The organism is Arthrobacter luteolus NBRC 107841 (assembly GCF_001552075.1).
GTDB lineage: Bacteria > Actinomycetota > Actinomycetes > Actinomycetales > Micrococcaceae > Arthrobacter_B > Arthrobacter_B luteolus.
The window spans coordinates 104,629-131,394 of sequence record NZ_BCQM01000006.1 but is presented as its reverse complement, the minus strand read 5'-3'; the positions used below and the strand labels follow the sequence as shown (position 1 = coordinate 131,394).

Annotated in this window: 23 protein-coding genes; 21 read left to right on the top strand and 2 right to left on the bottom strand. The window is 66.3% G+C overall.

All coding sequences use genetic code 11. The annotated features are described in order from the left end of the window. Positions 1–5 precede the first annotated feature (5 nt). From AL3_RS12400 to nrdR, 20 genes are all read left to right on the top strand, one after another. On the top strand, positions 6–1,793 hold the full coding sequence (locus tag AL3_RS12400; protein WP_246168516.1) for a peptidoglycan D,D-transpeptidase FtsI family protein: 1,788 nt from the start codon (positions 6–8) through the stop codon (positions 1,791–1,793). Positions 1,794–1,844: 51 nt separating this feature from the next. Next, the gene (locus AL3_RS12395; protein ID WP_066301294.1) at positions 1,845–3,434 is read left to right on the top strand and encodes a UDP-N-acetylmuramoyl-L-alanyl-D-glutamate--2,6-diaminopimelate ligase; all 1,590 of its coding nucleotides are present in this window, start codon (positions 1,845–1,847) and stop codon (positions 3,432–3,434) included. 6 nt (positions 3,435–3,440) lie between these two features. Then, positions 3,441–4,934, top strand: a complete 1,494-nt coding sequence (locus tag AL3_RS12390; RefSeq protein ID WP_066301291.1) for a UDP-N-acetylmuramoyl-tripeptide--D-alanyl-D-alanine ligase — start codon at positions 3,441–3,443, stop codon at positions 4,932–4,934. After that, positions 4,934–6,040 (top strand): phospho-N-acetylmuramoyl-pentapeptide-transferase, encoded by a 1,107-nt coding sequence (mraY, locus tag AL3_RS12385; RefSeq protein WP_066301288.1) that lies wholly within the window; start codon positions 4,934–4,936, stop codon positions 6,038–6,040. The genes AL3_RS12390 and mraY overlap by 1 nt, the downstream gene beginning before the upstream one ends. Beyond that, positions 6,037–7,578, top strand: coding sequence for a UDP-N-acetylmuramoyl-L-alanine--D-glutamate ligase (gene murD / locus AL3_RS12380; protein WP_066301285.1), 1,542 nt, complete (start codon positions 6,037–6,039; stop codon positions 7,576–7,578). Before mraY ends, murD begins: the two co-directional genes overlap by 4 nt. 186 nt (positions 7,579–7,764) lie before the next feature. Next, positions 7,765–8,916 (top strand): putative lipid II flippase FtsW, encoded by a 1,152-nt coding sequence (ftsW, locus tag AL3_RS12375; RefSeq protein WP_151723984.1) that lies wholly within the window; start codon positions 7,765–7,767, stop codon positions 8,914–8,916. Further along, positions 8,913–10,022: an undecaprenyldiphospho-muramoylpentapeptide beta-N-acetylglucosaminyltransferase gene (gene murG / locus AL3_RS12370; RefSeq protein WP_066301284.1), complete on the top strand. Its 1,110-nt coding sequence runs from the start codon at positions 8,913–8,915 to the stop codon at positions 10,020–10,022. The genes ftsW and murG overlap by 4 nt, the downstream gene beginning before the upstream one ends. After that, positions 10,019–11,440 (top strand): UDP-N-acetylmuramate--L-alanine ligase, encoded by a 1,422-nt coding sequence (gene murC / locus AL3_RS12365; RefSeq protein WP_066301283.1) that lies wholly within the window; start codon positions 10,019–10,021, stop codon positions 11,438–11,440. Before murG ends, murC begins: the two co-directional genes overlap by 4 nt. Before the next feature lie 193 nt (positions 11,441–11,633). Next, positions 11,634–12,590 (top strand): cell division protein FtsQ/DivIB, encoded by a 957-nt coding sequence (locus AL3_RS12360; RefSeq protein WP_161599341.1) that lies wholly within the window; start codon positions 11,634–11,636, stop codon positions 12,588–12,590. Between the two features lie 219 nt (positions 12,591–12,809). Beyond that, positions 12,810–13,979 carry a cell division protein FtsZ gene (gene ftsZ / locus AL3_RS12355; RefSeq protein WP_066301280.1) on the top strand — a complete coding sequence of 390 codons (1,170 nt, stop codon included), beginning with the start codon at positions 12,810–12,812 and terminating at the stop codon, positions 13,977–13,979. 62 nt (positions 13,980–14,041) lie between these two features. Further along, the gene (locus tag AL3_RS12350; protein WP_066301278.1) at positions 14,042–14,770 is read left to right on the top strand and encodes a purine nucleoside phosphorylase YfiH/LACC1 family protein; all 729 of its coding nucleotides are present in this window, start codon (positions 14,042–14,044) and stop codon (positions 14,768–14,770) included. A 90-nt stretch (positions 14,771–14,860) separates the two neighbouring features. Then, on the top strand, positions 14,861–15,607 hold the full coding sequence (locus tag AL3_RS12345) for a YggS family pyridoxal phosphate-dependent enzyme (protein ID WP_066301275.1): 747 nt from the start codon (positions 14,861–14,863) through the stop codon (positions 15,605–15,607). A gap of 100 nt (positions 15,608–15,707) precedes the next feature. Then, the gene (locus AL3_RS12340; protein WP_066301273.1) at positions 15,708–16,241 is read left to right on the top strand and encodes a cell division protein SepF; all 534 of its coding nucleotides are present in this window, start codon (positions 15,708–15,710) and stop codon (positions 16,239–16,241) included. Between the two features lie 65 nt (positions 16,242–16,306). Further along, entirely contained in the window at positions 16,307–16,594 is a 288-nt protein-coding gene (locus AL3_RS12335; RefSeq protein WP_066301271.1) for a YggT family protein, read from the top strand. Between the two features lie 157 nt (positions 16,595–16,751). Then, complete coding sequence (locus AL3_RS12330; RefSeq protein ID WP_066301269.1) at positions 16,752–17,423, top strand: DivIVA domain-containing protein; 672 nt, start codon at positions 16,752–16,754, stop codon at positions 17,421–17,423. Between the two features lie 189 nt (positions 17,424–17,612). Further along, positions 17,613–18,182 (top strand): signal peptidase II, encoded by a 570-nt coding sequence (gene lspA / locus AL3_RS12325; protein ID WP_066301263.1) that lies wholly within the window; start codon positions 17,613–17,615, stop codon positions 18,180–18,182. Next, positions 18,175–19,110, top strand: coding sequence for an RluA family pseudouridine synthase (locus tag AL3_RS12320; protein ID WP_066301261.1), 936 nt, complete (start codon positions 18,175–18,177; stop codon positions 19,108–19,110). Before lspA ends, AL3_RS12320 begins: the two co-directional genes overlap by 8 nt. Before the next feature lie 30 nt (positions 19,111–19,140). After that, positions 19,141–22,680 (top strand): DNA polymerase III subunit alpha, encoded by a 3,540-nt coding sequence (dnaE, locus tag AL3_RS12315; protein WP_083521703.1) that lies wholly within the window; start codon positions 19,141–19,143, stop codon positions 22,678–22,680. A gap of 14 nt (positions 22,681–22,694) precedes the next feature. Further along, positions 22,695–24,059, top strand: a complete 1,365-nt coding sequence (hisD, locus tag AL3_RS12310; protein ID WP_246168518.1) for a histidinol dehydrogenase — start codon at positions 22,695–22,697, stop codon at positions 24,057–24,059. A 103-nt stretch (positions 24,060–24,162) separates the two neighbouring features. Then, the gene (gene nrdR, locus AL3_RS12305; protein WP_066301252.1) at positions 24,163–24,660 is read left to right on the top strand and encodes a transcriptional regulator NrdR; all 498 of its coding nucleotides are present in this window, start codon (positions 24,163–24,165) and stop codon (positions 24,658–24,660) included. Between the two features lie 128 nt (positions 24,661–24,788). On the opposite strand, the gene ppgK is transcribed toward nrdR, so the two are convergent. Beyond that, positions 24,789–25,586: a polyphosphate--glucose phosphotransferase gene (ppgK, locus tag AL3_RS12300; RefSeq protein WP_066301249.1), complete on the bottom strand. Its 798-nt coding sequence runs from the start codon at positions 25,584–25,586 to the stop codon at positions 24,789–24,791. A 25-nt stretch (positions 25,587–25,611) separates the two neighbouring features. After that, positions 25,612–26,490, bottom strand: coding sequence for a type I methionyl aminopeptidase (gene map, locus AL3_RS12295; protein ID WP_066301243.1), 879 nt, complete (start codon positions 26,488–26,490; stop codon positions 25,612–25,614). Positions 26,491–26,594: 104 nt separating this feature from the next. On the opposite strand from map, the gene AL3_RS18475 reads away from it, so the two are divergent. Next, complete coding sequence (locus AL3_RS18475) at positions 26,595–26,756, top strand: SPOR domain-containing protein (protein WP_151723923.1); 162 nt, start codon at positions 26,595–26,597, stop codon at positions 26,754–26,756. The last annotated feature ends 10 nt before the right edge of the window (positions 26,757–26,766 follow it).

The following is a 26,766-nucleotide window of genomic DNA, read 5'->3' as shown; positions in this document are numbered from 1 at the left end:
ACGTTGTGGCAAGAGCAGGACAGACTCCGGCCCCGGAGGACCACAGGGTGTTCCTCGTCTCCGGACGGCTTCGCGCAGGACTGGTGATAGCCCTTGTCCTGCTCACCGTGCTTGGGGTCCGGCTGTTCCAGGTCCAGGGCTTGGACCCGGAAGGCAAAGCAGAAGCCGCCGTCGCCAACCGGCTGGTAACCACCACCGTTCCCGCCCTGCGCGGCGGAATCCTCGATGCCAACGGCAACTACCTGGCGCGCAGCGTGGAACGCTTCGACATCGTGGTGGACCAGCGGCTGTCCCAGGACAAAGACGAGTACCCCCGCCGGACCCCTGAAGGTGAGTGGGAGGACGTCACCTTCGACCAGGCATTCGATGAGCTCTCCGCGATCCTCGGACAGGACGCAGACACACTGCGCCGTTCCATCCTGGGGGAGAAGGGCTTCAACTTCGTCGCAAAGACCGTCACGCCGGAGATCCGCGACAAGGTGCTCGCCGTCAAATTCCCCGGAGTCTACGCCGACCGCACCACCCTCCGCACCTACCCCTCCGGAGCCGTCGCCGGCTCAATCGTCGGTTTCCTCGGCACCGAGGGAGCCCAGGAAGGGCTGGAACTGACACAGGACAGCATCCTGGCGGGCGAGGCAGGCAGCAAGACCTATGAAATCGGCGGCGACGGGATCCGCATTCCCTACGCCACGAACGAAGACGTCCCGGTGAAGGACGGCGACTCGATCAAGCTCACCATCGACCAGGACCTGCAGTGGTTTGCCCAGGACGCTATTGCGGCCCAGACACGGGAATACAACGCGGAGTGGGGCAACGTGGTGGTGGTCGAGGTGGCAACCGGCAACATACTGGCCATGGCCGAATCCACCACGGTTGATCCCAACAACCCCGGCGCCACCGAAGCGGATTCCCGCAAGGCACGGTCGGTCACGGATTCCTTTGAACCCGGTTCCACCACCAAGGTCATCACCATGGCGGCTGCGATCGAAGAGGGGCTCATCACCCCGACCTCCCCCTTCCTGATCAACTCGAACTACACCGTCGACGGGCAGACGTTCAAGGACGCGTACGAACACGGCACGCTGCAGATGACGGCCTCCGGCATCCTGGCCAATTCCCTGAACACCGGAACGGTGATGGTCGGCGAGCAGCTGACCCCGCAGGAACGCTACGACTGGATGCGGAAGTTCGGCATTGGAGCCGAGCTCGGCACCGGCCTCAACGGCGAGACCTCGGGGCTGCTGGCAAAACCGGAGCTGTGGGACAGCCGCCAGCAGTACACCGTCCTCTTCGGACAGGGCCTGACCCAGACGGCGCTGCACACCGCCATGGTCTACCAGACGATCGCCAACGACGGCGTGCGGCTGGCCCCGCGGCTGGTCGACTCGACCATTGATGCCGACGGCGGCGAGCACACCATCGACAGCGGTGACGGTACCCGTGTGGTCTCGAAGAAGACCGCCGAGGAGGTACAGCGCATGCTGGAGACCGTCACGGTGGAAGGATCCGGTTCCTCAGGTGCCCTGGAAAAGTACCGTGTCGGTGCAAAAACGGGTACCGCTGAGGCTCCCAGCCCCAACGGCGGATATGACGGCGTCACCGTCTCCTATGCTGGTATTGCACCCATGGACGATCCGAAGTACGTCGCCGTTGTGACCATTCAGCGCCCCAAAGGCGACCTCTACTACGTCGAACCGGGCAAGACCTTCCAGAAGGTCATGGAACAGGTCCTGACCACCCACAACGTTGCCCCCTCCACGGGGGAACCGGACATTTACCCCATCGAGTACTAAAGCTGGAGCAGTGCAGTGCCACATAGTAATAATCAGCGCGCCGGAAGCGGCATGCGCCCCGAACGGGTCCGCCCGGTCACGCTGGGCGATGCCGCGGCAGCGCTGCCCCCGGGAGCTCCTGCGATCCAGGCCGCTCCCGGCACCGGCGCGTCCGGGTGGGGAACAGAACTGACGGGTGTGAGCATCAACTCACGCCAGATTGTTCCCGGAGACCTTTACCTGGCCCTTCCGGGCGCCCGCCACCACGGCGCGGTCTTCGCTGGCGACGCCGCCGCCGCGGGAGCCGCAGCGGTGCTCACCGACAGCGCAGGGCTGGCTCAGCTTTCCGAGACGGGGCTGCCGGTCTTCACGGCCGAGGACATCCGGCGGCTCGTCGGGCCGCTGTCGGCCGCGGTCTTCAACAGCCAGCCGCGTGACGGCTCCGCGCCCGTGCTGTTCGGCATCACCGGAACGAACGGTAAAACCACCACCACCTACTTCATCAACTCGCTGCTGCAGGCGCTGGGGAAGTCCACCGGGCTGATCGGCACCATCGAGATTCTGGCCGGCGGTGAACCCATTCCCAGCGTCCTGACGACGCCGGAATCACCCCAGGTCCACGGGCTGCTCGCGCTGATGCGCGAGCGGGGGCTCGATGCGGCCGCCATGGAAGTCTCATCCCACGCGATCTCCTACCGCCGCGTGGACGGGGTTGTCTTCGACGTTGCCGGGTTCACCAACCTCACCCAGGACCACCTGGACCTGCACGGTTCCATGGAAGAGTACTTCGAGGCGAAAGCCGCGCTGTTCAGCGCCGGCCGGTGCCGCCGGGCCGTTGTAACCGTTGACGACGCGTGGGGCCGGCAGATGGCCGACGTGGCGGGGGAGCGCGGCATCACCCTCTCCACCGGCGGTGAGGCCACCGGTGCCGACTGGCAGGTCCGTGCCGTCACCCGCGACGGGCTCGGCCACACGTTCGAACTGCGCCCGCTGAAGGGCGAGCCGCTGCGGGTCAGGACCGGTCTGCCGGGAACCTTCAACGTTTCCAACGCCGCCCTGGCGCTGGCCATGGTCCTGCAGTCCGGCGCCTCCGTGGAGGACGTCCAGTGGGCGCTGGATGAGCACGATCCGTTTACTGTCGAAGTGCCCGGACGCATGCAGCTCATCAGCGAGTCCCCGGCAGCGATTGTCGACTTCGCCCACAACCCCGATGCGCTGTCGCGCACACTGGAATCCGTCCGGCGCCCCGGCGGCCGGGTGATCGTGGTTTTCGGTGCCACCGGTGAACGGGACCAGACCAAACGGCCGCTGATGGGTGCCATCGCGGCCAGGCTCGCCGACGTGGTAATTGTCACCGACGACGACCCGCACGACGAGGACGAGGCCGCCATCCGGGCGGATGTGCTCCGCGGTGCACACAGTCAGCAGTCCGCCTCCGGACGCAGCTGCACCATCCTGGAGGTTGCTCCGCGTGCTGCCGCCATTGTCCGTGCCGTGGAGGTTGCCGGACCGCAGGACACCATCCTGGTGGCCGGGCGCGGCCACGAGGTCTGGCAGGAAGTCAAAGGAGTGAACCATGCCCTGGATGACCGGGTCGAACTGCGGGCCGCTCTGGCCCAGGCCGGATTCACGGTGCTTTCAGGCGACGGGGTAGAGTCCTAAATCGTCATGATTGAACTTAATGCAGCCGAAATAGCGGCCATCACGGGCGGCACACTGGTGGGGGCAGCAGCCACCGACCCGTCCATCTCAGTGACGTCAGCCACGACCGACTCCCGCGGGGCGGGGGAAGGCACGCTGTTTATCGCCAAGCCCGGCGAGGTTTCCGACGGCCACCTCTTCGTGGCCCGGGCCTTCGAAGCCGGCGCTTCCCTGGCGCTGACCGAACGCCCCGTCACCGACGCCGGCGGCACCGTTTTCCCCGGCATCGTGGTGCCGGACGCCGTCCTGGCCATGGGCGGCATCGCCGCGGAGATCGTGCGGCGGCTGCGGGCCGACGGCCCGCTGACCGTCATCGGCATCACCGGGTCCGCCGGCAAGACCACCACCAAGGATCTGCTGGCCGGCATCCTGTCAGCCCACGGAGAGACCGTTGCCCCGGTGGGCTCCTACAACGGGGAGGTCGGCGTTCCGCTGACCATCTTCAGCGCCGGCCACGGCACCCGCTACCTGGTAGTGGAAATGGGCGCCACGGGCGTTGGGCACATCTCCTACCTGGCGGACATGGTCCGTCCGGACATCGGTGTGGTCCTTTGCGTCGGCACAGCACATGCCGGTGAGTTCGGCGGCGTCGAGAACATCGCCCAGGCCAAGGGTGAACTTGCGGAGGCCATCGCGCCTGAGGGGACAGTCATCCTCAACGGAGACGATATCCGCGTCGCCGCCATGGACAAACGCACCACCGCGAAGGTCCTGCTCTTCACCTCTTCCTCCGACGAACTCCCGGGCGGCCACCAAACCCTCCGGGCCGTCGACGCCGGCACCGATTCCGAGGGCCGTCCGGTGTTCACCCTCCGCTTCCCGGACGGCAGCTCACACCGGGTCGAATCCGGCCTGATCGGTATGCACCACACCGCGAACCTGCTCGCCGCCGCCGGAGCGGCGTGGGCCGCCGGCATCGCCCCCGCGGACATCGCCGCCGGCCTTTCCGGGCAGAAGGCCGCCAGCCGCTGGCGGATGGAACGGACCGACCGGCCCGACGGCGTCACCGTGATCAACGATGCCTACAACGCCAACCCCGAGTCCATGCGGGCCGCCCTGCGCACCCTTGCGGAACTCGGCAAAGGCCGCCGGACCTGGGCTGTGCTGGGCGAAATGCTCGAACTCGGCCCGGAATCCGTCACCGAACACGACGCGATCGGCCGGTACGCCGTGCGCTTGAACATCTCCAAACTCATCGTCGTCGGAACCGGAGCGCGGGCCCTGCACACGGGTGCCGTCATGGAAGGTTCCTGGGGCGACGAGTCCCAGTTCGTCCAGAACGCCGAAGAGGCGCAGGCGGTTCTTGAAGCCGCCCTGGAACCCGGCGACATCGTTCTCTTTAAATCTTCCAACGGAGCCGGCCTGCGGTTCCTTGGTGATCGGATTGCCTTGAATACCCCACTCGAAGGTCCAGCTGCCGCGGAGACTTCCGCTGATCCCTCCCTGCGGGGTGGACTGTGATGATTTCACTCCTGATCGGTTGCTCCCTCGCGCTGGTCCTGGCCTTTGCGGGCACACCGCTTTTCATCCGTTTCCTCGTCCGCAAGGGCTACGGACAGTTCGTCCGCGACGACGGTCCGACGTCGCACCACACCAAGCGCGGTACACCCACCATGGGCGGGGCAGTGATTGTCGCCTCCGTGGTGGCCTCCTACTTCGTCACACACCTCATCAGCCACGCCATCAACCCGACCAGCTTCGGCCCGTCGGCGTCCGGACTCCTGGTGCTGTTCCTGATGGTGGGAATGGGGCTGGTGGGGTTCATTGACGACTACACCAAAATCTCCCGGCAGCGCTCACTCGGCCTGAACGCGAAAGCCAAGATCACGCTGCAGGCGATCGTTGGCATCATCTTTGCCGTGCTGGCGCTGCAGTTCCCGGACGAGGGCGGACTCACGCCTGCCTCGACCAACATTTCCTTTGTCCGCGACACCGCCATCGACCTGGCCTTCGCGGGAACCATCATCGGTGCAATCCTCTTTATCCTCTGGTCCAGCATCATCATCACCGCGGCCACCAACGGCGTGAACCTTGCCGACGGGCTGGACGGCCTCGCCGCCGGCGCCTCGGTGCTGGTCTTCGGCGCCTACTTCCTGATCGGCATCTGGCAGTCCAACCAGAGCTGCCTGGGTGCCCCCGCCGACGCGGGCGTCTGCTACGAAGTCCGCGACCCGCTGGACCTGGCTCTGCTCGCGGGTGCCATGGCCGGGGCGCTGATCGGTTTCCTCTGGTGGAACACCTCCCCGGCAAAAATCTTCATGGGCGACACCGGGTCGCTGGCGATCGGCGGCGCCATTGCGGCCTTCGCCATCCTGTCGCGGACCGAACTGCTGCTGGTCATCCTGGCCGGGCTGTTCGTCATCATCTCCGCCTCCGTCATCATCCAGGTGGGGTACTTCAAGCTCAGCGGCGGTAAACGCGTTTTCAAAATGGCGCCGCTGCAGCACCACTTCGAGCTCAAGGGCTGGGCGGAAGTCACGGTGGTGGTCCGCTTCTGGATCATCGGCGGGCTCTGCGTCGCACTGGCCCTGGGACTCTTCTACGCCGATTGGGTGGCCGGACAATGAGCACTGCCTACACCGAGACCCCCCGCCTCGCACCGCTGACCACCTGGGATGCGGACTGGCGGGGACTGCGGGTGGTGGTGGCCGGGATCGGCCTCTCCGGATTCTCCGCAGCAGACACGCTGATTGAGCTCGGCGCCCGGGTGGTGGTGTTTGACGGCCGTGACAACGAAGAGAACCGCGGCAAGGCAGACACCCTGCGGATCGTCGGTGCCCACGATGTGCTGCTTGGTCCGGACCATGCGCAGAGCCTGCCGCTGGTGGCGGGCGAGCAGGCCGAGCTGGTGGTGACCTCCCCGGGCTTCAGTCCGGCCCATCCGGTGCTGGCCGAAGCCGCTGCCGCCGGCGTGCCGGTCTGGGGCGACGTCGAACTGGCCTGGCGCGTGAGGATCCGTGAAGGACGGCCGACAGCTCCCTGGCTGGCGATCACCGGCACCAACGGAAAAACCACCACGGTCTCGATGACGGAGAGCATGCTGCGCGCAGCCGGGCTCCGCGCCATCGCCGCCGGGAACGTCGGCACGCCCATCCTCGACGCCATCCGCGACCCGCAGGGCTGGGACGCAATCGCCGTCGAGCTCTCCAGCTTCCAGCTGCACTGGACCCACACCATGTCCCCGCTGGCGAGCGTCTGCCTGAACGTGGCCGAAGACCATGTGGACTGGCACGGAGGGTACGAGGCATACCTGGCTGACAAGGCCAAGGTTTACGAAAACACGCAGGTTGCGTGCATCTACAACGCCGAGCAGGCCGAAACCGAGCACATGGTCGAGGAAGCTGACGTCGTGGAAGGCTGCCGCGCCGTGGGCTTCACCACCGGCATGCCTGCCATCAGCATGGTCGGGATCGTGGAGGGGCTGCTCGTGGACCGCGCGTTCATCGAACAGCGCCGCGATTCGGCCGCCGAACTGGCCTCACTCGGGGATCTCGGGGACCACACGCCGCGCCACCTGGCCGCCAACGCCCTGGCGGCGGCCGCGCTGGTCCGGGCGTTCGGCGTCGAACCTGTGGCCGTCCGCGACGGACTGCGCAACTATGCCCCCGGCGGCCACCGGATCGAGCCGGTCGCCAAGCTTCACGATGTGCTGTGGGTCAACGATTCAAAGGCCACCAACCCGCATGCGGCCGCAGCCTCCCTGGCAGCGTTCCAGCCGGTTGTCTGGATCGCCGGCGGGCTTTCCAAGGGCGTGCATTATGACGGCCTTATCCAGGCCCACCGCGGCCGGCTCCGCGCCGTCGTGCTCATCGGGACCGATTCGAGTGAGCTGCGCGGCGCTTTGGCCCGACACGCCCCCGACGTTCCCGTAATCGACGCTGCGGGAGCGGACACTGGAAGAGAAGGCCCGCCCACCGGCGAGGCAGTCATGGCCGCAGCAGTTGCGGCCGCGGCCGCCGCGGCGGAGGCCGGAGACACGGTCCTGATGGCGCCGGCATCGGCGTCCATGGACCAGTTCCGTTCCTATGCCCACCGCGGTGAGGCCTTCATCGAAGCTGTCCGCGGTTACGTGGAAGGACAGGCGCAGACCACCAAGGAGCCGTAGATGGTGACCACGCCCACGGGCAAGGCCCGGAAGCCGGCGGCGCGGAAACGCCCGGCGGCCCCCGCAGCCACACCGGGCCCGAAACCGGGCACCAGATCAGGTACGGGGCCAGCCGCCGGGAAGGCAGCTGGCAAAACCGTTCCTCCGGCCCCAAAACGGCGGCTCAAGGACCACCTGGAGCGGTTTATGGTCCTGCTGGAGGGCAGCGACGCGAAGGCCACCGGGTCCAGCTACTACATGATCCTCGGATCGACGCTGGCGCTGACCGTGATCGGGCTGATGATGGTGCTCTCCGCCTCCTCCGTGGAAGCGATTGCTGCGGCCGCCGGTTCCGGTGCGAATGCGGCCAGCACCTTCGATCTTTTCGTCAAGCAGCTGATTTTCGCTGCCATCGGTGTTGCGGCGATGCTCATGCTCTCCAAGTTCGGACCGCGTTTCTACCGTTTCATCGCCTGGCCCGCGCTGCTCGGTGCGGCCTTCCTCTTGGTCCTGGTGCTGATCGTCGGTGAAGAGGTCAACGGCAACAAGAACTGGCTGACCTTCGGACCGGTTACCGGACAGCCCTCGGAGGCCGCCAAGCTGGCCATGGCGATCTGGCTGGCCATGGTCCTCTCCCGCAAGAAAGGCCTCATCGACCAGCCGCTCCATGCCCTGATTCCGGCCGTTCCCGGCGCCGGCATCCTGGTGGCGCTCGTGATGGCCGGCCACGACCTCGGCACCGTGCTGATTATGGGCGCCATTATGCTCGCCGCCCTCTTTTTCGCCGGTGTGCGCCTGAAGCTCCTGGGCCTCCTGGCGCTGGCAGCCGGCGCCGGCGGCCTGCTGATGTCCGCCATCAGTGGAAACCGCACCAGCCGGATCAGTGCGTGGCTCCAGATCGATTGCTCCGCGGGGCTCTGCGACCAGGCCAACGCTGGCATGTACGCGCTGGCATCGGGCGGCTGGCTGGGCGTTGGCATCGGCCAGAGCCGGCAGAAGTGGACGTGGATCCCCGAAGCCCACAACGACTTCATCTTCGCCATCATCGGCGAGGAGTTCGGCCTGCTCGGCACCCTGGTGGTCCTGTCGCTCTTCGGTATCCTTGCAGTGGCCACCGTGCGGGTGACCATGCGCCACACCCAGCCGTTCATCCGGATCGTCTGCGGCTGCATCCTGGTGTGGATCATCGGCCAGGCCTTCGTCAACATCGCCATGGTCACCGGACTGTTTCCCGTGATCGGCGTTCCGCTTCCGTTCATCTCCTACGGCGGGTCCTCGCTGACCTTCACGCTGGCAGCCGTTGGAGTCCTCCTGTCCTTTGCCCGCACTATCCCTGAAAGGGAACCCGCAGCTCCATGACGCAGTCCCCACTTTCCGTTGTTCTCGCCGGAGGCGGCACAGCAGGGCACATCAGCCCGCTGCTGGCCATTGCCGACGCCGTTAGGCAGTTGCGGCCCGAGGTCCGCATAAAGGTGGTGGGCACGTCCTCCGGCATGGAGACCCGTCTGGTTCCGGCGGCCGGCTACGAGCTGGCCGTGATTGACCGGGTTCCCATGCCGCGCCGCCCCAGCGGCGACCTTGCCCGGCTCCCGGCCAGGCTCGCGCGCGCAGTGCGGCAGGCAGGCGACATTCTGGACGAGGCCCAGGCCGACGTCGTCGTAGGGGTTGGCGGCTACGTCTCGACTCCGGTCTATCTCGCGGCCCGCAAGCGCCGGATCCCGATCATCGTGCACGAGGCCAATGCCCGTCCCGGCCTGGCCAACCGGGTCGGCGCCCGGAACGCCGAAGTCGTGGGGGTGGCCTTCGAGGAGACCAAGCTGCCCGGTGCCCGCTGGGTGGGGATGCCCATGCGCCGGGAGATCTCCCAGCTGGACCGGACCGCCGCCCGCGGCACCGCCCGTTCCGCGCTTGGCCTGGACCCGGACCTGCCCACCCTGGTGGTGACCGGCGGGTCCTCCGGCGCCGCCAGCATCAACGCTGCCATTACCGCCGCCCTGCCGGCTCTCGCGGCGGCCGGAATCCAGACCCTCCACGTGACCGGCCGCGGCAAGGCTGCGGCGGACGCCGAAGGCAAGGCCCTGACCGCCCCCCTCTACCGCCAGGTGGAGTATGTGGACGGGATGGAACTGGCCTATGCGGCAGCAGACCTGCTGCTGGCCCGTTCCGGTGCCGGAACCGTCAGCGAAATTTCCGCCGTCGGGCTGCCCGCAGTCCTGGTGCCGCTGCCGCATGGCAACGGTGAACAGGCGCTCAATGCCGCCGGGCTGGTGGAGGCCGGAGGCGCCCTGCTGGTCCGCGACTCCCTGTTCACCCCCGAATGGATTTCGGAGAAGCTCATACCGCTGCTGCTGGATCCGGCGGCGCTGGCAACCATGGCAGCCGCATCCGCCGCCCGGGGCATCCGGGACGCCGATACACAGATGGCTGCGCTGATCCTGGAAGCAGCGGAACGGAAAGAAGCATGAGCACGATCGACCTTCCGGCACTGGGCCGCGTCCACTTCATCGGCCTCGGCGGCGCCGGAATGTCCGCCGTCGCTCGGGTGATGCTGGGCCGCGGAACGGCCGTCTCCGGATCCGACGCCAAGGACTCAGCCGGGCTGCGTGCCCTGGAAGCTTTGGGCGCCAGGGTCTCGGTGGGGCACGACGCCGCCAACGTCCGGGACGTTGACACCGTGGTGGTTTCCACGGCCATCCGCCCTGACAACCCCGAGCTGGCCGCCGCCGAATCAGCGGGCCTGCGGATCATCCACCGCTCAGTGGCACTCGCCGCAGCGATGGGCAGCCAGGACCTGGTGGCCGTCGCAGGGACCCACGGCAAGACCACAACGACGGCGATGATCACCGTCCTGCTGCGCGAAGCGGGCCTGGACCCCTCTTTCGCCATCGGCGGGGACGTCGCAGCACTGGGGGTGAATGCCGCCGCCGGGTCAGGCAGCGTATTTGTCGCCGAGGCGGACGAGTCCGACGGATCCTTCCTGAACTACTCACCGCAGATCACCGTGGTGACCAACGTCGAAGCCGACCACCTGGACCACTACGGGACCGCCGAGGCAGTTTTCGCGTCCTTCGACAGATTCGTGGAGCTGCTCCCGGCCGACGGGCTGCTCGTCGCCTGCGCCGACGATCCGGGCGTCCGGGACCTGCTGGCGCGGAACTCACCCCCGCGGACCAGGACCTACGGCTACTCGAGGGACGCGGACGTGCGGATCAGCGGCACCACCGCGGACGGCCGGACCAGTTCCAGCACACTGCATTTCTCCGCCGCGGGCCGCGGCTTCGAGCAGCAGCTGCAGCTGCAGGTTCCCGGCCGGCACAACATCCTCAACGCGGCTGCCGCCTTTACCGTGGCACTGGACCTGGGGGTTGACCCCCAGACCGCCGCGGACGGGCTGGCCGCATTCACCGGAGCCGCCCGCCGGTTTGAAGCCAAGGGCACAGCACGCGGTGTCCGGGTTTTTGACGACTACGCCCACCACCCCACCGAGGTTGCCGCCGCCATGCAGGCAGCCCGTGCGGTAGCGGGGGACAACGCCGTGCACGTGCTCTTCCAGCCCCACCTGTTCAGCCGCACCCGGAACTTCGCCGCGGAGTTTGCCGCCGCTTTGGACCTGGCCGACTCCGTAACGGTGCTGGAGATCTACCCTGCCCGGGAAGATCCGATTCCCGGCGTCTCCAGCGGGCTCATTACCGACCTGCTGAGCACCCCCGGAGAAGTCGCGCCGGATCCCCTCTCCGCAGTGCGGGCCATCGCAGGCCGTGCCGTTGAAGGGGACATTGTCCTGACCGTCGGAGCCGGTGACGTCACCCAGTACGGGCCGGTCATTCTTGAGGCACTCAGCGCAGCCGGTGACGGAGCGGAAAGCGGTGCCGATGGCAGGTAGGAAGCCCAGACAGCCTCCTGCCGGCGCGGGCGGAGAGCACCGGCCGCCTTCAACTGCCCGCCGGGGCAGGGCTGCGGCCTCCCCGGATTCCCTGGAGGGAAGCGCCACTGCCGGCCGTCCCGGTCCGGAGTCACCGGCACAGCAGCCAGCGGCTTCGTCCGCCGGTTCACGTTCCGCCGCGAACTCCTCCAAGGTGCAGCTTCTGCCCAGCGAAGGCGCCCAAATCCACGAACTCTGGCCCGGCGCGGCAGCCGCAGGAGCCGGGGCGCGCGGGACAACCGGTGCGGACGGGGCCTCCGGGGATATCGGTGCCTCCCGGGACTGGGAGCCGGCGGCGGCCCCCTCCGCCCGGTCCGGCGGCAGCCGGGGCACTGCCGCAGCAGGTCAGCCGGCAGACCCTGCGGACGGGATCAAGGGATCCGCCGCCGAAGCCAGCATCCTGGCCTTCCCGGAACCCCCGGTACGGCGACGGCGCCGGTACGTGCTGATCGGCACCGGGGTGTCCGCCGCGCTGCTCGCTGCCCTCTTTGCGGTGCTGTTTTTCTCTCCGGCGCTGGAGGTCAAGAACCTCCAGGTCCAGGGCAATTCACTGCTGACCGTGGAAGAAGCCGAAGCGGCACTTGCTCCGTTGCTGGGTACCCCGCTGACCCTCATTTCCGATGCGGATGCCGGAGAACTGCTGGCGGCCCGCCCGGAAGTGGAAAAAGTTGAGGTGGCGGCGGTGCCGCCCTCGGACCTGCTGGTCACCATCACCGAACGCGTGCCGGTGGCCGTGCTGCAGAACGGCCGCGAGTTCCTGCTCATCGATGAAGACGGGCGTCAGCTCAAAGCCGTGGGGGAGCGGGGAGCGGTGGCTCTGCCGCTGATCGATGGCGGCGCGGATGCGGTCAACAGCGAGGTTTTCTCCACGGTGACCGCGGTGCTGGCGGCCCTGCCCCAGGGTGTGCTGGCGCAGCTGGACCATGCCTCGGCAGAGACCCTCGACTCGGTTGAACTCAAGCTGGCCAACGGCCAGACGGTATTCTGGGGCAGCTCGGACGCCAACGCGGCAAAAGCGAAGGCACTGGAAGCCCTGCTGCTGGTTCCGGCCACGGATCCGCCGGTCCAGGTGTTCGATGTGAGCACCCCGAACCGGCCGGTAACCCGGTGACCGGACACCGCCGGGAAATACCGGCAAAAGATTCTGACCGACACGCGCGGGACGGTAATTGCGGAAGCTATCGCAGCCCCATAGCGTCGTGGATAGAGCATTACTTGACATAACTATAACCCTCAACTCGAGGGTTAAGGTTGTTCGGTTGAAGGTTTTGGCTGGGGAAGTCCCGGCCGCATTGATCAGTTGCACAGATTCGAACAAGGGACACAGGACGTGGCAGCACCGCAGAATTACTTGGCCGTCATCAAGGTCGTCGGCATCGGCGGCGGTGGCGTGAATGCCGTAAACCGAATGATCGACGTCGGACTCCGCGGAGTGGAGTTCATTGCCATCAATACTGATGCGCAGGCTCTGCTGATGAGCGACGCCGACGTCAAGCTCGATGTTGGACGTGAACTGACCCGCGGCCTCGGCGCCGGCGCGGATCCCGAAGTTGGCCGCAAGGCTGCCGAGGACCATGCCGAGGAAATCGAAGAGGTGCTGCGCGGTGCGGACATGGTCTTCGTGACCGCAGGCGAAGGCGGCGGAACCGGCACCGGCGGAGCGCCCGTGGTGGCCCGCATCGCACGCTCGCTGGGTGCCCTGACCATCGGCGTTGTGACCCGGCCCTTCACCTTCGAAGGCCGCCGCCGTTCCAACCAGGCCGAATCGGGCATCGACACCCTGCGGGACGAAGTCGATACCCTCATCGTCATCCCCAACGACCGCCTGCTCTCGATCAGCGACCGCAACGTATCCATGCTGGACGCGTTCCGTTCGGCGGACCAGGTGCTGCTGTCCGGCGTCCAGGGCATCACCGACCTGATCACCACTCCGGGCCTGATCAACCTCGACTTCGCCGACGTCAAGTCTGTGATGCAGGGTGCCGGATCGGCGCTCATGGGCATCGGCTCGGCCAGGGGAGAGGACCGCGCCGTCAAGGCCGCGGAACTGGCCATTGCTTCGCCGCTGCTTGAGGCATCGATTGACGGTGCCCACGGTGTCCTGCTGTCGATCCAGGGCGGTTCCGACCTCGGCCTGTTCGAGATCAACGAGGCAGCCCGCCTGGTCCAGGAAGTCGCCCACCCCGAAGCCAACATCATCTTCGGTGCCGTCATTGACGATGCCCTGGGCGACGAAGCGCGCGTCACGGTCATTGCCGCCGGTTTCGACCAGGTGGACGTCACGTCCCAGCCGTCCGCAGCCAAGCCGGCCGAACCGCTGACTCCTCCGGCTGCCGCGGCCGCCGGTGTTGCGGGCGGAACCTCCGCCTGGGCCCAGCGCCCGCAGGTGAGCGATATTCCCGCAGACGCAGGATTCGACATCGATCTTCCGGCCGTCGTCGAGCCCGACCTGAGTGCAGGACGCCAGGACGATCTGGATGTTCCCGACTTCCTGAAGTAAGAACCAGCTGAAGTAAAAGCAGAACGCAGTACCTGCAGATCGGCGCGAGGTTGTCTGAGCGAATGTTTTGGTGGGAGGGGCACGGCCCCGGCGGCCTTCGGGTTGCATTCACCGGCACTCCCGCAGGCAACCTCGCGCTGCATGTAGGCGATGATCCGGGGGCCGTCCGTGAGCGCCGCCGCTCCCTGGAGAAGCACATGGGGATCCTTCCTGGATCCCTCAGGTTCATGGAGCAGGTCCACTCCGCCACCGTCGCGCGGATCCCGGCCCTGGATGGGGCGCAGGAAGAGGGGCCGGAAGAAGCGCCCCCGGTCGCTGACGCCCTGCTCAGTCCGGACGGATCGGCCCCGCTGGCAGTGATGGTGGCCGACTGCGTGCCCGTGGTCCTTGCCGGGACCTCCACTGCCGGTGCGCCGGTAACCGCCGCCGCCCATGCCGGGCGTGCCGGGCTGCTCGGCGGGATCCTGCTCAACACCGTCCAGGCCATGCGGGCCGCAGGAGCCGGAGAGCTGACGGCCTGGATCGGCCCCAGCGTCTGTGGACGCTGCTATGAGGTCCCCGAAGCGATGCTCGCCGACGCAGCCCACCTCCCGGGTGCCGCGTCCCGGACCAGCTGGGGTACTCCTGCGCTGGACCTTCCGGCCGCCGCTGCGGCCCAGCTCCAGGGCCTCGGGGTGGACACGGTCCGGCTCCCCGGATGCACCATGGAAGAACCGGACCTTTTCTCGCACCGCCGGGATGCACCCACCGGCCGGTTCGCCGGACTGATCTGGCACCCCCAAACGACCTAGCAGTCCAGGGCCTGCCCGCCGCGGAAGACCTTCCGCCGCGGCGCCGGCGGACCGCACACGCATTACCCGCACACGCAACACAAGGAAGACATGAGCAGCGCAACTCCGGACCGGGCCGCCGATCTCCAGGCCCGCCTGACATCCGTCCGCCGGCGGATTTCCGACGCCGCGGCAGCCGCCGGGCGCGGGGAACCCCGCCTGATCGTGGTCACCAAATACTTCCCGGCGTCCGACGCCGCGCTCCTGGCCGGAATGGGAGTGCGCGACGTGGGTGAAAACAAGGCCCAGGAAGCCGAGTCGAAGGCAGCTGAGCTCCCCGGATCCGGGCTGAACTGGCACTTCATCGGCCAGCTGCAGACCAACAAGGCCAAGTCGGTCGTGAAGTACGCCCGGGCGGTGCACTCAGTTGACCGTCCGGGCCTGATCACCGCCCTGGCAAAGGCGATGGCCGCCGAGGACACCAGGCGCCGGGAAGCAGGCAGGGAAGGGCGGGAACCGCTGGACTGCTTCCTGCAGATGGACCTGCGCACGCAGCCTGACGAGGCCGCGGGGCGCGGGGGTGCCAGGCCCCAGGACATGCTTGAACTTGCCGCTGCCGTCGAGCGCGAGCCGGCACTGCGGCTGAAGGGCCTGATGGCCGTCGCTCCGCTGGGGGAGGACCCCGCCGCAGCCTTCGGCCGGCTCCAGGAACTCTCCCGCGAATTGACCGCCCGCCACCCCGGCGCAGCCGGCATCTCCGCGGGTATGAGCCAGGACCTGGAAACCGCCGTCGCCTACGGCGCGACACACCTGCGGATTGGGTCCGATATTCTCGGTCCCCGCCCCGCCGTACGGTAGCGTCAAGCATGGCGGGTCCCATTTTGCGGGCCGCCGCAAACAGGCGAAAACAATGCCCACACTGGACAACGCGGGACGCTGAAGGACTGAAGGAGCAACCATGGCTGGCGCAATGCGCAGGACGATGATCTACCTTGGGCTCGCCGACGGCGATGAGCTGTACGAGGACGAGCAGAAGCCTGTGCGGGAGGCTCCGGCCAGGGATGAGGAACGGGCACCGGAAGACGAGCGCAGCGACCGTGAACCGGCCGCCGCAGCACAGCCGGCCCGTTCCACCGCGGTAGAGGAATACCGTGCGCCCGTTACACCCATCAAGCGTGCCCCCTCATCGGCAAAGGAAGACGTGGCAGGATTGCGGCAGATTACCACTGTTCACCCCCGTTCCTACAACGACGCCAAGCTCATTGGCGAGAGCTTCCGCGACGGAATCCCCGTCATCATGAACGTCACCGACATGGGAGAGGCCGATGCCAAGCGCCTCGTTGACTTCTCCGCGGGACTTGTCTTTGGTTTGCGCGGTACGATCGAACGGGTGACCAACAAGGTCTTCCTGCTCTCGCCGTCCTACGTCGAGGTGCTGGGAGACGACAAGAAGGTCAGCGAATCCCAGTCGGCCTTCTTCAACCAGAGCTGACCGCCGTCCCGGTCCCTGGGACCGTGCGGACAGCTTGACCTCCTACGGCGGAAACGAAAACACGCGTGAGTATTATTTTTGCCCTGCTGTATCTGGTGCTGATGCTTTTTCAGCTCGCCCTGATTCTGCGGATTGTCTACGACGCGGTGCAGATGTTCGCCCGCCAGTGGCGGCCTAAGGGCCCGGCCCTCGTGCTGGCCACGGCTGTCTACGGCGCTACGGACCCGCCCGTCCGGGCACTGCGCAGGATTATCCCGCCCCTCCGCCTGGGGGGTGTGTCGCTTGACCTTGCGTTCCTGGTGCTCTTTATCGTGGTCGGAATTGCCATGCAAATCGTGGTGGCGGCCAGCTAGGGCCGAGCAGTGCCGGGGACGCCCCGGTTCGTCATCAGTTCACAAAAGATATAATGTGAAAAATATAGTGAATTGATCCCTGATTTTATGTTCGAGATTCTGTACCTAGACAACCCGTCAACACGGGCAAGTCTTATAACCAGTATGAGGTGACCAGATGGCTCTGACGCCAGAAGATGTTGTCAACAAGCGGTTCCAGCCGACCAAGTTCCGAGAAGGCTACGACCAGGATGAGGTGGATGACTTCCTCGACGAGATCGTCGTCGAACTCCGTCGCCTGAACGCCGAAAACGAAGACCTGCGCCGGCAGCTTGCCGAGGCAGTGGCTGGCGCCCCTGCAGGCACCCAGGTCCCGGCACCGGTTTCCGCCGCTTCCAAGACCGAGCAGGTATCCCAGCCGGTCAAGGAAGAGAAGAAGCCCGAGCCTGAGCCCGAAGCCAAGCCGGAGCCCAAGGTTGAGGCTCCCAAGGCTGAAGCTCCCCGCCAGCAGGAATCGGCTCCGGTGTCCAACCCGGCCGAGTCGGCTGCCGGTATCCTCGCGATGGCCCAGAAGATGCACGACGACTACGTCGGCGCCGGCGTGGAGCAGCGGGACAAGATCATCGCCGAAGCTCAGATCGAAGCCAGCGGCCTCGTGACCGAAGCCCAGGAGAAGAGCCGGAAGATCCTCAGCTCGCTCGAACAGCAGAAGGCTCTCCTGGAACGCAAGGTCGAGCAGCTGCGCGGCTTCGAGCGTGACTACCGTTCACGCCTGAAGGCGTACATCGAAGGCCAGCTGCGCGATCTGGATTCCCGCGGCTCGGTGGCCTCGGAGACTGCGGACGCGTAAAGCGCTTCACGCTTCGTTCGGTCCGTCTGGACGGATATGAATCAGGATTAGACTGGTAACAGAATTGCGGGCCGGTGGCCGGGATTTCCCGGCCACCGGCCTGACCTGTTCCAGTGCGCAGTGTTCCACCGTTGCGCACGACGCACCTTCAGTGCCGGCATTTTCCGCCTGCCCGACCCCGAAAGCACCATGACAGATTCCTCTGACGCACCCGCCGAGCAGCCATTGCCGCCGCCGCGCCCGAAAGCTGCGCTGACCCGCTACGCACTGATCATGGCCTGCATCGCGCTGGCCGCCTGGATCCTGGACCAGCTGACCAAAATCTGGGTGGTTTCCACCATGACCGAGGGCCAGGTCACGGATGTCCTGCCACCGCTGCTCCGCTGGCACTTCATCCGCAACCCGGGAGCTGCCTTCTCAATCGGCACGGACTACACCTGGATCTTCACCATCATCATGGTGCTGGTCTCCGGATTCCTGGTGTACCTGATGTTCCGTCTGCGCTCCGTGGGCTGGTCCATCGCCCTCGGCCTGGTCCTTGCCGGTGCCACAGGAAACCTCACCGACCGGCTGTTCCGTGAGCCCTCCTTCGGCCAGGGACACGTGGTCGATTTCATCGCTCTGCCGAACTTCGCGATCTTCAACATCGCGGACATGTGCGTGGTGTCCGGCGTGATCCTCGTTTGCCTGCTCACCCTGCGCGGCATCAACATGGACGGCACCCGCGCCGTCTCCGGCAAGGACAACGCAGATGCCTGAGATCCACTCCCGTTTCACGATCAGTGAGGAGCACGACGGCGGCCGGGCCGACGCCGTGTTCGCCAAGCTGCTGGACATCTCCCGCTCCACCGCGGCCACCTGGTGCGGCGAAGGCTGGCTGACCCGCTCGGGGAAACCCGTGGCTAAGTCGGACCGGCTGCACGCCGGTGACGAGGTAGCCGCGGACGTACCGGAGCTCCCCGACCCGCTGGCCGTCGTCGTCGAACCCGTTGAGGACCTCAAAATCCTTGCCGACGACGAGCACTTCGTTGTCATCGACAAGCCCGTCGGTGTCGCCGCGCACCCGTCTCCGGGCTGGGTCGGACCCACCGTTGTGGGTGCCCTGGCCGCAGCCGGCTACCGGATTTCGACCTCCGGCGCAGGGGAACGGCAGGGGATTGTCCATCGGCTCGACGTCGGTACCTCCGGGGTGATGGTTGTTGCCAAGACCGAACACGCCTATACCCTGCTGAAACAGGCTTTCCGGGACCGCACCGTGGAGAAGGAATACCACGCCCTGGTCCAGGGCCTGCCGGACCCGCTGGAAGGAACGATCGACGCACCGATCGGCCGGCACCCCGGCCACGACTGGCGGTTCGCCGTCCTGGACGACGGGCGCGCATCGGTGACGCATTACAAGGTCCTGGAGGCCTTCGGCCGGGCCTCCCTGGTGGAAGTGCACCTGGAAACCGGCCGCACGCACCAGATCCGCGTGCATTTCTCCGCCCTGCGGCACCCCTGCGCAGGTGACCTTACCTACGGTGCGGATCCCCGGCTCGCAGCCGAACTCGGACTCACCCGGCAGTGGCTGCACGCCCGGAAACTGGGGTTTACCCATCCAGGCACCGGAAACTGGGTGGAGTTCGTCAGCGAATATCCCCAGGATCTGCAGTACGCCCTCGACGCGCTGGACAGCGGGCTCGTCTAAGCGCCCCCGCGGGACACCTAGAATGGTTAGGTGGCTTCAGTAACTAGTTCGTCGAAATCGTTTGTCCATCTTCACAACCACACCGAATACTCCATGCTGGACGGTGCCGCGCGGCTGACAGACCTGTTCAGCCACGCTGATGAGCTGGGCATGAATGCGCTGGCGACGACTGACCATGGGTTCGTTTTCGGTGCCTTCGACTTCTGGAACAAGGCCAGGAACTCGGGCATCAAGCCGATCATCGGCGTCGAGGCCTACCTGACACCGGGCACGGCCCGCCAGGACAAGACCCGCGTGAAGTGGGGCGGCGGCGGGCGCGACGACGTCTCCGGTGCGGGTGCCTACACCCACATGACCATGTGGGCTGAGTCCACCGAAGGCATGCACAACCTGTTCCGCATGTCCTCGCTGGCGTCCCTGGAAGGCCAGCTCTACAAGCCGCGCATGGACCGGGACCTGCTGCAGACCTACGGCAAGGGCCTGATCGCCACGACCGGCTGCCCCTCGGGTGAAGTGCAGACCAAGCTCCGTCTGGGGCTCTACAAGGAAGCCGTGCAGGCTGCCTCCGACTTCCGGGACATTTTCGGCACGGAGAACTTCTTCTGTGAGCTCATGGACCATGGCCTGGACATCGAACGCAGCGTCCAGGCGGACCTGATCAAGCTGGCCCGCGAACTGAACCTGCCGCTGGTGGCCACGAACGACCTCCACTACACGCATGCCGAGGATGCCAAGGCCCACGCCGCCCTGCTGTGCGTGCAGTCCGGTTCCACGCTTGCGGACCCCAAGCGGTTCAAGTTCGACGCCGACGAGTTCTACCTCAAGTCCCCGGCCGAAATGCGGGCCGTGTTCCGCGACTACCCGGAAGCCTGCGACAACACACTGCTGATCGCCGAGCGGTGCGACGTCGAGTTCAACACCAAAGCGAACTACATGCCGCGGTTCCCGACCCCCGAGGGCGAGAACGAGGAGTCCTGGTTCGTCAAGGAGGTCGAAAAGGGCCTGCAGTTCCGCTACCCGGGCGGCATTTCCGACGACGTCCGCAAGCGTGCCGACTACGAAGTCGGCATCATTGCCCAGATGGGCTTCCCGGGCTACTTCCTGGTGGTGGCCGACTTCATCAACTGGGCCAAGAAGAACGGCATCCGGGTTGGTCCGGGCCGCGGCTCCGGCGCCGGTTCCATGGCCGCCTACGCCATGGGCATCACCGACATCGATCCGCTGCAGCACGGCCTGATCTTTGAGCGGTTCCTGAACCCGGACCGCGTTTCCATGCCTGACTTCGACGTCGACTTCGATGACCGGCGCCGTTCAGAGGTGATCCACTACGTCACCGAGAAGTACGGCGACGAGCGCGTGGCCATGATCGTCACCTACGGCACGATCAAGGCCAAGCAGGCGCTGAAGGACTCCTCCCGGGTGATGGGCTACCCCTTCTCCGTCGGTGAGCGCCTGACCAAGGCCATGCCGCCGGACGTGATGGGCAAGGGCCTGTCCCTGGCTGATGTGCACAACAAGGAAGCCAAGCGGTACGGCGAGGCCGAGGAACTGCGCGAGCTGCTGCGCACCGATCCCGATTCCCAGCGTGTGTTCGAAACCGCGCTGGGCCTGGAAGGCCTGAAACGCCAGTGGGGCGTGCACGCCGCCGGTGTCATCATGTCCTCGGACCCGCTCATCGACATCATCCCGATCATGCGCCGTGAACAGGACGGGCAGGTCATCACGCAGTTTGACTACCCCACCTGCGAAGGCCTGGGGCTGATCAAGATGGACTTCCTCGGGCTGCGGAACCTGACCATCGTCTCCGACGCCGTGGAGAACATCAAGGCCAACCGCGGCGAGGACCTGGTCCTGGAAGACCTGCCGCTGGATTTGAAGGAAGCCTACGAACTGCTGGCCAGCGGCGACACCCTGGGTGTGTTCCAGCTCGACGGCGGGCCCATGCGGTCGCTGCTCAAGAGCATGCGCCCGGACAACTTCGAAGACATCTCCGCCGTCATCGCCCTGTACCGTCCCGGACCCATGGGTGCCAACTCGCACACCAACTACGCGCTGCGCAAAACCGGGCTGCAGGAAATCACTCCGATCCATCCGGAGCTCGAGGAACCGCTGGCGGAAATCCTGGACACCACCTACGGCCTGATTGTGTATCAGGAGCAGGTGATGGCCATCGCCCAGAAGGTGGCCGGCTTCAGCCTCGGCCAGGCAGATATCCTCCGCCGCGCCATGGGCAAGAAGAAAAAATCGGAGCTGGACAAGCAGTATGCGGGTTTCCACCAGGGAATGATCGACCGCGGCTACTCCGAGGCCGCCATCAAGGCGCTCTGGGACATCCTGCTGCCCTTCTCCGACTACGCCTTCAACAAGGCCCACTCCGCCGCGTACGGCGTGGTGTCCTACTGGACTGCCTACCTGAAAGCGGTCTATCCGGCCGAGTACATGGCCGCCCTGCTCACCTCTGTGGGTGATGACAAGGACAAACTGGCCATGTACCTGAACGAGTGCCGGAAGATGGGCATCACCGTGCTGCCGCCGGACGTCAACGAGTCCTCTGTGAACTTCACTCCTGTCGGCAAGGACATCCGCTTCGGTATGGGCGCCATCCGCAACGTCGGCGCCAACGTGGTCCATGCCATGGTTGGTGCCCGTGAGGAGAAGGGCGCGTACACCAACTTCAAGGACTTCCTGATGAAGGTCCCGGCGGTGGTCTGCAACAAGCGGACCATCGAATCCCTGATCAAGGCTGGCGCCTTTGATTCCATGGGCCACGCCCGGCGGCCGCTGGCGATGATTCACGAAGAAGCCATCGACTCCGTGGTGGTGCTCAAACGGAACGAGGCCGTGGGCCAGTTCGATCTGTTCGCCGGGATCGGCGAGGCCGAACCCGAGGCCTCCATCAGCATCGACATTCCGGACCTGCCCGAATGGGAGAAAAAGGACAAGCTGTCCTTCGAACGGGACATGCTCGGGCTCTACGTTTCCGACCACCCGCTGCAGGGCCTGGAAGGCATCCTGAGCCAGCACGCCGATTCCTCGATTACCTCGATCGTGGGGGAGGAAGGCCCGCAGGACGGCGCCATCGTCACCATTGCGGGCATGATCACCTCCCTCCAGCGCCGGATCGCGAAGAACAGCGGCAACGCATATGCCCGCTGTGAAATCGAGGACCTCGCCGGATCCATGGAAGTGATGTTCTTCGGCCAGGTGTACGGTCCGATCGCCGCCGTGCTGGCGGAGGACCTGATCGTCGTCGTCCGCGGCCGGCTGCAGCGCCGGGACGACGGCGCCGTAACCCTGAACGCGCAGGAACTTACCGTTCCGGACCTCAGCGAGGGGCATTCGGGACCTGTGGTTATCTCGATGGCGACCTACAAGGCCACCGAAACCGTGGTCACCCAGCTGGGCGACGTCCTGCGGACCCATCCGGGAACGTCCGAGGTGCAGATCAGGCTCAACGGCAGCCGCACCGTGGAGGTCATGAAGCTGGGCGTGGACATGCGCGTCAATCCGACGCCGTCCCTCTTCGGTGACTTGAAAGTCCTGCTGGGACCGGCGTGCCTCGATGGCTAGGTAGAATGGAAGATGTGACTTCCTCCACCCCAGATGTACGTTCCGACCAGCCGTTTTCGGCCCTGCGCACTATCGACCTGCGCGGCAGGGAGCTTTCCCCGGCAGAGCTGAAAGCGGCCATGCCGCGGGCCGAGACCACCACTGACGCAGCCGCTGACGCAGTGGCCGCGATCATTGGCGACGTCCGCACCCGGGGCTTTGCCGCCCTGGCCGACCTGGCGGCGAAGTTCGACGGCGTTGAGCAGCTGCATCCGCTGGTCCCGCGGGAGGCGCTGCGCGCTGCCCTGGACGGCCTGGACCCCGAGGTACGCGCCGGCCTGGAAGAGTCCATCCGCCGGGCGCGGATGTTCGCCGAGGCACAGCGTCCCGGTGACGTAGAGGTTGCCATTGCCGACGGCGCCACGGTCACCCAGCGCTGGGTTCCGGTTCGCCGGGTGGGACTGTATGTTCCGGGCGGCTTGGCCGTCTACCCGTCCTCCGTGGTGATGAATGTGGTGCCCGCGCAGGCAGCCGGGGTGGCCTCGCTGGCGCTGGCTTCTCCACCCCAGAAGGAATTCGGCGGACTGCCGCACCCAACCATCCTGGCGGCCGCGGAACTTCTCGGCATCGACGAGGTCTACGCCGTCGGCGGTGCACAGGCCATCGCGGCGTTCGCCTACGGCATCCCCGCAGCTGCCGGCGGTCCGGCGCTGGAACCGGTCGACGTCGTCACCGGACCCGGCAACGTTTTCGTGGCGACCGCCAAACGGCTGGTCAAGGGAGTCGTCGGCATCGACGCCGAGGCTGGTCCCACCGAGATTGCCGTGCTGGCCGATGCCACGGCCGATCCCCGGCTCGTGGCCGCGGACCTGATCAGCCAGGCCGAGCACGATCCCAATGCAGCCTCCGTCCTTGTTACCGATTCGCTGGAGCTGGCCGAAGCCGTGCGGGCCGAACTGGATGTCCAGGTTCCGGCAACCAAACACTCGGAGCGGGTGCGCACGGCGCTGGCGGGAGGGCAGTCCGCCGTCGTGCTGGTGGACGGTCTGGACGCCGGAATCGCGGTCTGCAACGCCTACGGCGCCGAGCACCTGGAAGTCCAGACTGCTGATGCCGCGGCGGCTGCCGCCCGGATCACCAGCGCCGGGGCGGTCTTCGTTGGCAGTTACAGCCCGGTCAGCCTCGGCGACTACTGCTCCGGCTCCAACCATGTGCTCCCCACCGCCGGAACCGCGGCGTTTTCCTCCGGCCTGAACGTCACCACGTTTATGCGCGCCATCCAGGTCATCGACTACAGCCGGGAAGCCCTGCGTGAGGTGAGCGGTCACGTGGTGGCGCTCTCCCGTGCGGAGGACCTGCCCGCCCACGGCGACGCGGTGAGTATCCGCTTCGCGGGGTAGCGTGCGCCGCAACGTCCCGCTGCCGGCTGTAGATTAGCCCTAAGACAGCTTTTGAACGGGGTGCGCGAAGCACCCCGCCGCCTGCGCTTGAAAGGACCGAGGAATGTACTGTCCGTTCTGCCGGAACGCTGACTCCCGGGTTGTGGACAGCCGCCTGGCCGATGACGGTTCCGCGATCCGCCGCCGCCGGCAATGCCCGGAGTGCGGCCGGCGGTTCAGCACCGTGGAGACCACCAGCCTCAGCGTCATCAAACGTTCCGGGGTGGCCGAACCGTTCAGCCGCAGCAAGGTGATCAACGGTGCCCGCAAGGCCTGCCAGGGGCGTCCGGTGAGCGAGGATGACCTGGCGCTGCTGGCCCAGGAAGTCGAGGAGACCATCCGCGCCTCCGGTGTGGCGGAGATCCAGGCGCATGAGGTTGGTCTGGCCATTCTGCAGCCGCTGCAGAAGCTGGACCAGGTGGCCTACCTCCGGTTCGCCAGCGTCTACCAGTCCTTCGAGTCACTCGAGGACTTCGAGGCTGCCATTGCGGCGCTGCGGGCCGAATCAGCGCGGCTGGGCAGCGTTCCGGCCGGCGCCCAGCGCCCGCTCACAGCTCAGTAATCAGGCCAGCTCTGTAATCAGGCCAGCGCAGTAACCAAGCCGGCGCAGTAACCAGGCCAGCGCAGTCGTCGGGCCAGCGCAGTAAACCCCGGCCGCCGCCGTGCGGCGCCCGGGGTGCGCAGGGAGCGTTACTTCAGGTATTTGAAGTGCAGGGCGGCCTGGAGCGCCGCTCCGACAATGCCTGCGTTGTTTTTCAGGTTGGCCGTCACCATCGGCGTGCGCAGGTCCAGCATCGGCAGGAAGTCTTCGCTGCGCTTGGAGATGCCGCCGCCGACGATGAAGAGGTCCGGGGAGAACAGGAACTCCACGTGGGAGAAGTAGCGCTGCAGGCGCTTGGAGTACTCTTCCCAGGAAATATCGTCCCGCTCCCGGGCTGAAGCCGAGGCACGCGTCTCCGCGTCATAGCCGTCAATTTCCAGATGCCCGAGTTCGGCATTGGGCACGAGGTTGCCGTTGGAGATCAGGGCCGATCCGATGCCGGTGCCCAGCGTGATAACCAGGACCGTTCCCTGGACGCCCTTGCCGGCCCCGTAGCGGGCCTCAGCCAGGCCGGCGGCGTCGGCGTCGTTCATAACCTGCACTTCGCGGTTCAGTGCCTTGGTGAGCAGGGCATCGACGTCGGTGTCCACCCAGCTCTTGTCCACGTTGGCCGCCGAGCGGGCCACGCCGTGCTGGATGATCGCGGGAAAGGTGACGCCAACCGGAACGTCGCTGCCGGGGCCGTCCGTGCGGGAGGAGAGCTCGGCAACGATCTGGCCGACGACGCCCGCCACTGCTTCGGGAGTTGCCGGCTGCGGAGTGGGAATCCGGAAACGTTCGCCGATGAGCTTGCCCTTGGCAAGATCGACGATTCCGCCCTTGATTCCTGTGCCGCCGATGTCGATCCCGATGACGGCGTCGTGCTTGGTTTTATGCTTCTTGGCCATGGTTCTCCAGTGCTAGGGCGTAACGCTACGGCAGGGTCAGGATTTCAGCACCGCTGTCTGTGACGAGCAGGGTGTGTTCGAACTGTGCGGTGCGCTTCCGGTCCTTGGTGAGCACGGTCCAGTTGTCGTCCCACATGTCCCACTCAACGGTCCCGAGAGTGAGCATAGGCTCAATGGTAAACACCATCCCGGTTTCGATGAGCCGGCTGTAGGCCGGCGCGGCGTCGTAGTGCGGAATGATGAGGCCGGTGTGGAAGGCCTCGCCCACGCCGTGGCCGGTGAAGTCGCGCACCACGCCATAGCCGAAGCGCTTGGCGTAGGACTCGATCGCCCGGCCGATGACGTTGATTTCGCGGCCAGGCATAACCGCCTTGATGGCGCGGCGGAGGGATTCGGCCGTCCGCTCGACCAGGAGCCGGGATTCTTCATCAACGTCGCCGACCAGGAAGGTGAAGTTCGTGTCGCCGTGGACCCCGTTGATGTAGGCGGTGATATCCACGTTGACGATGTCCCCGTCCTGCAGCACGGTCGTGTCGGGGATGCCGTGGCAGATCACCTCGTTGACGGAGGTGCAGATCGACTTGGGAAAATGCCGGTATCCCAGGGTCGAGGGGTATGCCCGGTGGTCCAGCAGGAACTCATGGGCCACGGCGTCCAGCGCGTCGGTGGTGACGCCGGGCTGGATGTGGTTGCCGACTTCCACGATGGCCTGGGCGGCGATCCGGCTGGCAATGCGGATCTTTTCGATCGTCTCCGCAGTCTTCACCTCGGATCCGGTGAATTTCGCCGGTGCGTCCTTGTCCACATACTCCGGACGGGGGATCGAGGACGGAACGCGGCGGCGGGGGCCGACCGTTCCGGGCTGGAGGCGTCCAAGAGGTGCTGTGGCAATATTCTGGGGCATAGTATCGATCTTATCGCCAGCGCTTCGCGCCGCCGCATGGACGGGACAATGTGCACTGTCTGTCAGCCCATCCGGGGCGCGGGCGCCTAACAGAAGGAGGGCCCATGGCCGAGTACTGGTTCAACGTGCAGACCCACGAAGTCGAGGTTGGCCCGCAGTCGGACTGGACAAAGCTGATCGGCCCCTACCCGACGCGGGAAGAGGCCGAACTGGCGCTGCAGAAGGTCAAGGCCCGGAACGAAGCCTGGGATAAGGACGAAGACTGACCCGGTCGGG

What these genes read in the sequence shown, in the direction of transcription:
- murC (WP_066301283.1), top strand. Translation starts at nt 10,019, where the DNA reads ATGAGCACGATCGACCTTCCGGCACTGGGCCGCGTCCACTTCATCGGC.
- AL3_RS12320 (WP_066301261.1), top strand. Translation starts at nt 18,175, where the DNA reads ATGCCTGAGATCCACTCCCGTTTCACGATCAGTGAGGAGCACGACGGC.
- AL3_RS12395 (WP_066301294.1), top strand. Translation starts at nt 1,845, where the DNA reads ATGCGCCCCGAACGGGTCCGCCCGGTCACGCTGGGCGATGCCGCGGCA.
- lspA (WP_066301263.1), top strand. Translation starts at nt 17,613, where the DNA reads ATGACAGATTCCTCTGACGCACCCGCCGAGCAGCCATTGCCGCCGCCG.
- map (WP_066301243.1), bottom strand. Translation starts at nt 26,490, where the DNA reads ATGCCCCAGAATATTGCCACAGCACCTCTTGGACGCCTCCAGCCCGGA.
- nrdR (WP_066301252.1), top strand. Translation starts at nt 24,163, where the DNA reads ATGTACTGTCCGTTCTGCCGGAACGCTGACTCCCGGGTTGTGGACAGC.
- AL3_RS18475 (WP_151723923.1), top strand. Translation starts at nt 26,595, where the DNA reads ATGGCCGAGTACTGGTTCAACGTGCAGACCCACGAAGTCGAGGTTGGC.
- AL3_RS12330 (WP_066301269.1), top strand. Translation starts at nt 16,752, where the DNA reads ATGGCTCTGACGCCAGAAGATGTTGTCAACAAGCGGTTCCAGCCGACC.
- murD (WP_066301285.1), top strand. Translation starts at nt 6,037, where the DNA reads ATGAGCACTGCCTACACCGAGACCCCCCGCCTCGCACCGCTGACCACC.
- AL3_RS12350 (WP_066301278.1), top strand. Translation starts at nt 14,042, where the DNA reads ATGTTTTGGTGGGAGGGGCACGGCCCCGGCGGCCTTCGGGTTGCATTC.
- AL3_RS12345 (WP_066301275.1), top strand. Translation starts at nt 14,861, where the DNA reads ATGAGCAGCGCAACTCCGGACCGGGCCGCCGATCTCCAGGCCCGCCTG.
- AL3_RS12390 (WP_066301291.1), top strand. Translation starts at nt 3,441, where the DNA reads ATGATTGAACTTAATGCAGCCGAAATAGCGGCCATCACGGGCGGCACA.
- mraY (WP_066301288.1), top strand. Translation starts at nt 4,934, where the DNA reads ATGATTTCACTCCTGATCGGTTGCTCCCTCGCGCTGGTCCTGGCCTTT.
- ppgK (WP_066301249.1), bottom strand. Translation starts at nt 25,586, where the DNA reads ATGGCCAAGAAGCATAAAACCAAGCACGACGCCGTCATCGGGATCGAC.
- AL3_RS12340 (WP_066301273.1), top strand. Translation starts at nt 15,708, where the DNA reads ATGGCTGGCGCAATGCGCAGGACGATGATCTACCTTGGGCTCGCCGAC.
- murG (WP_066301284.1), top strand. Translation starts at nt 8,913, where the DNA reads ATGACGCAGTCCCCACTTTCCGTTGTTCTCGCCGGAGGCGGCACAGCA.
- ftsW (WP_151723984.1), top strand. Translation starts at nt 7,765, where the DNA reads ATGGTCCTGCTGGAGGGCAGCGACGCGAAGGCCACCGGGTCCAGCTAC.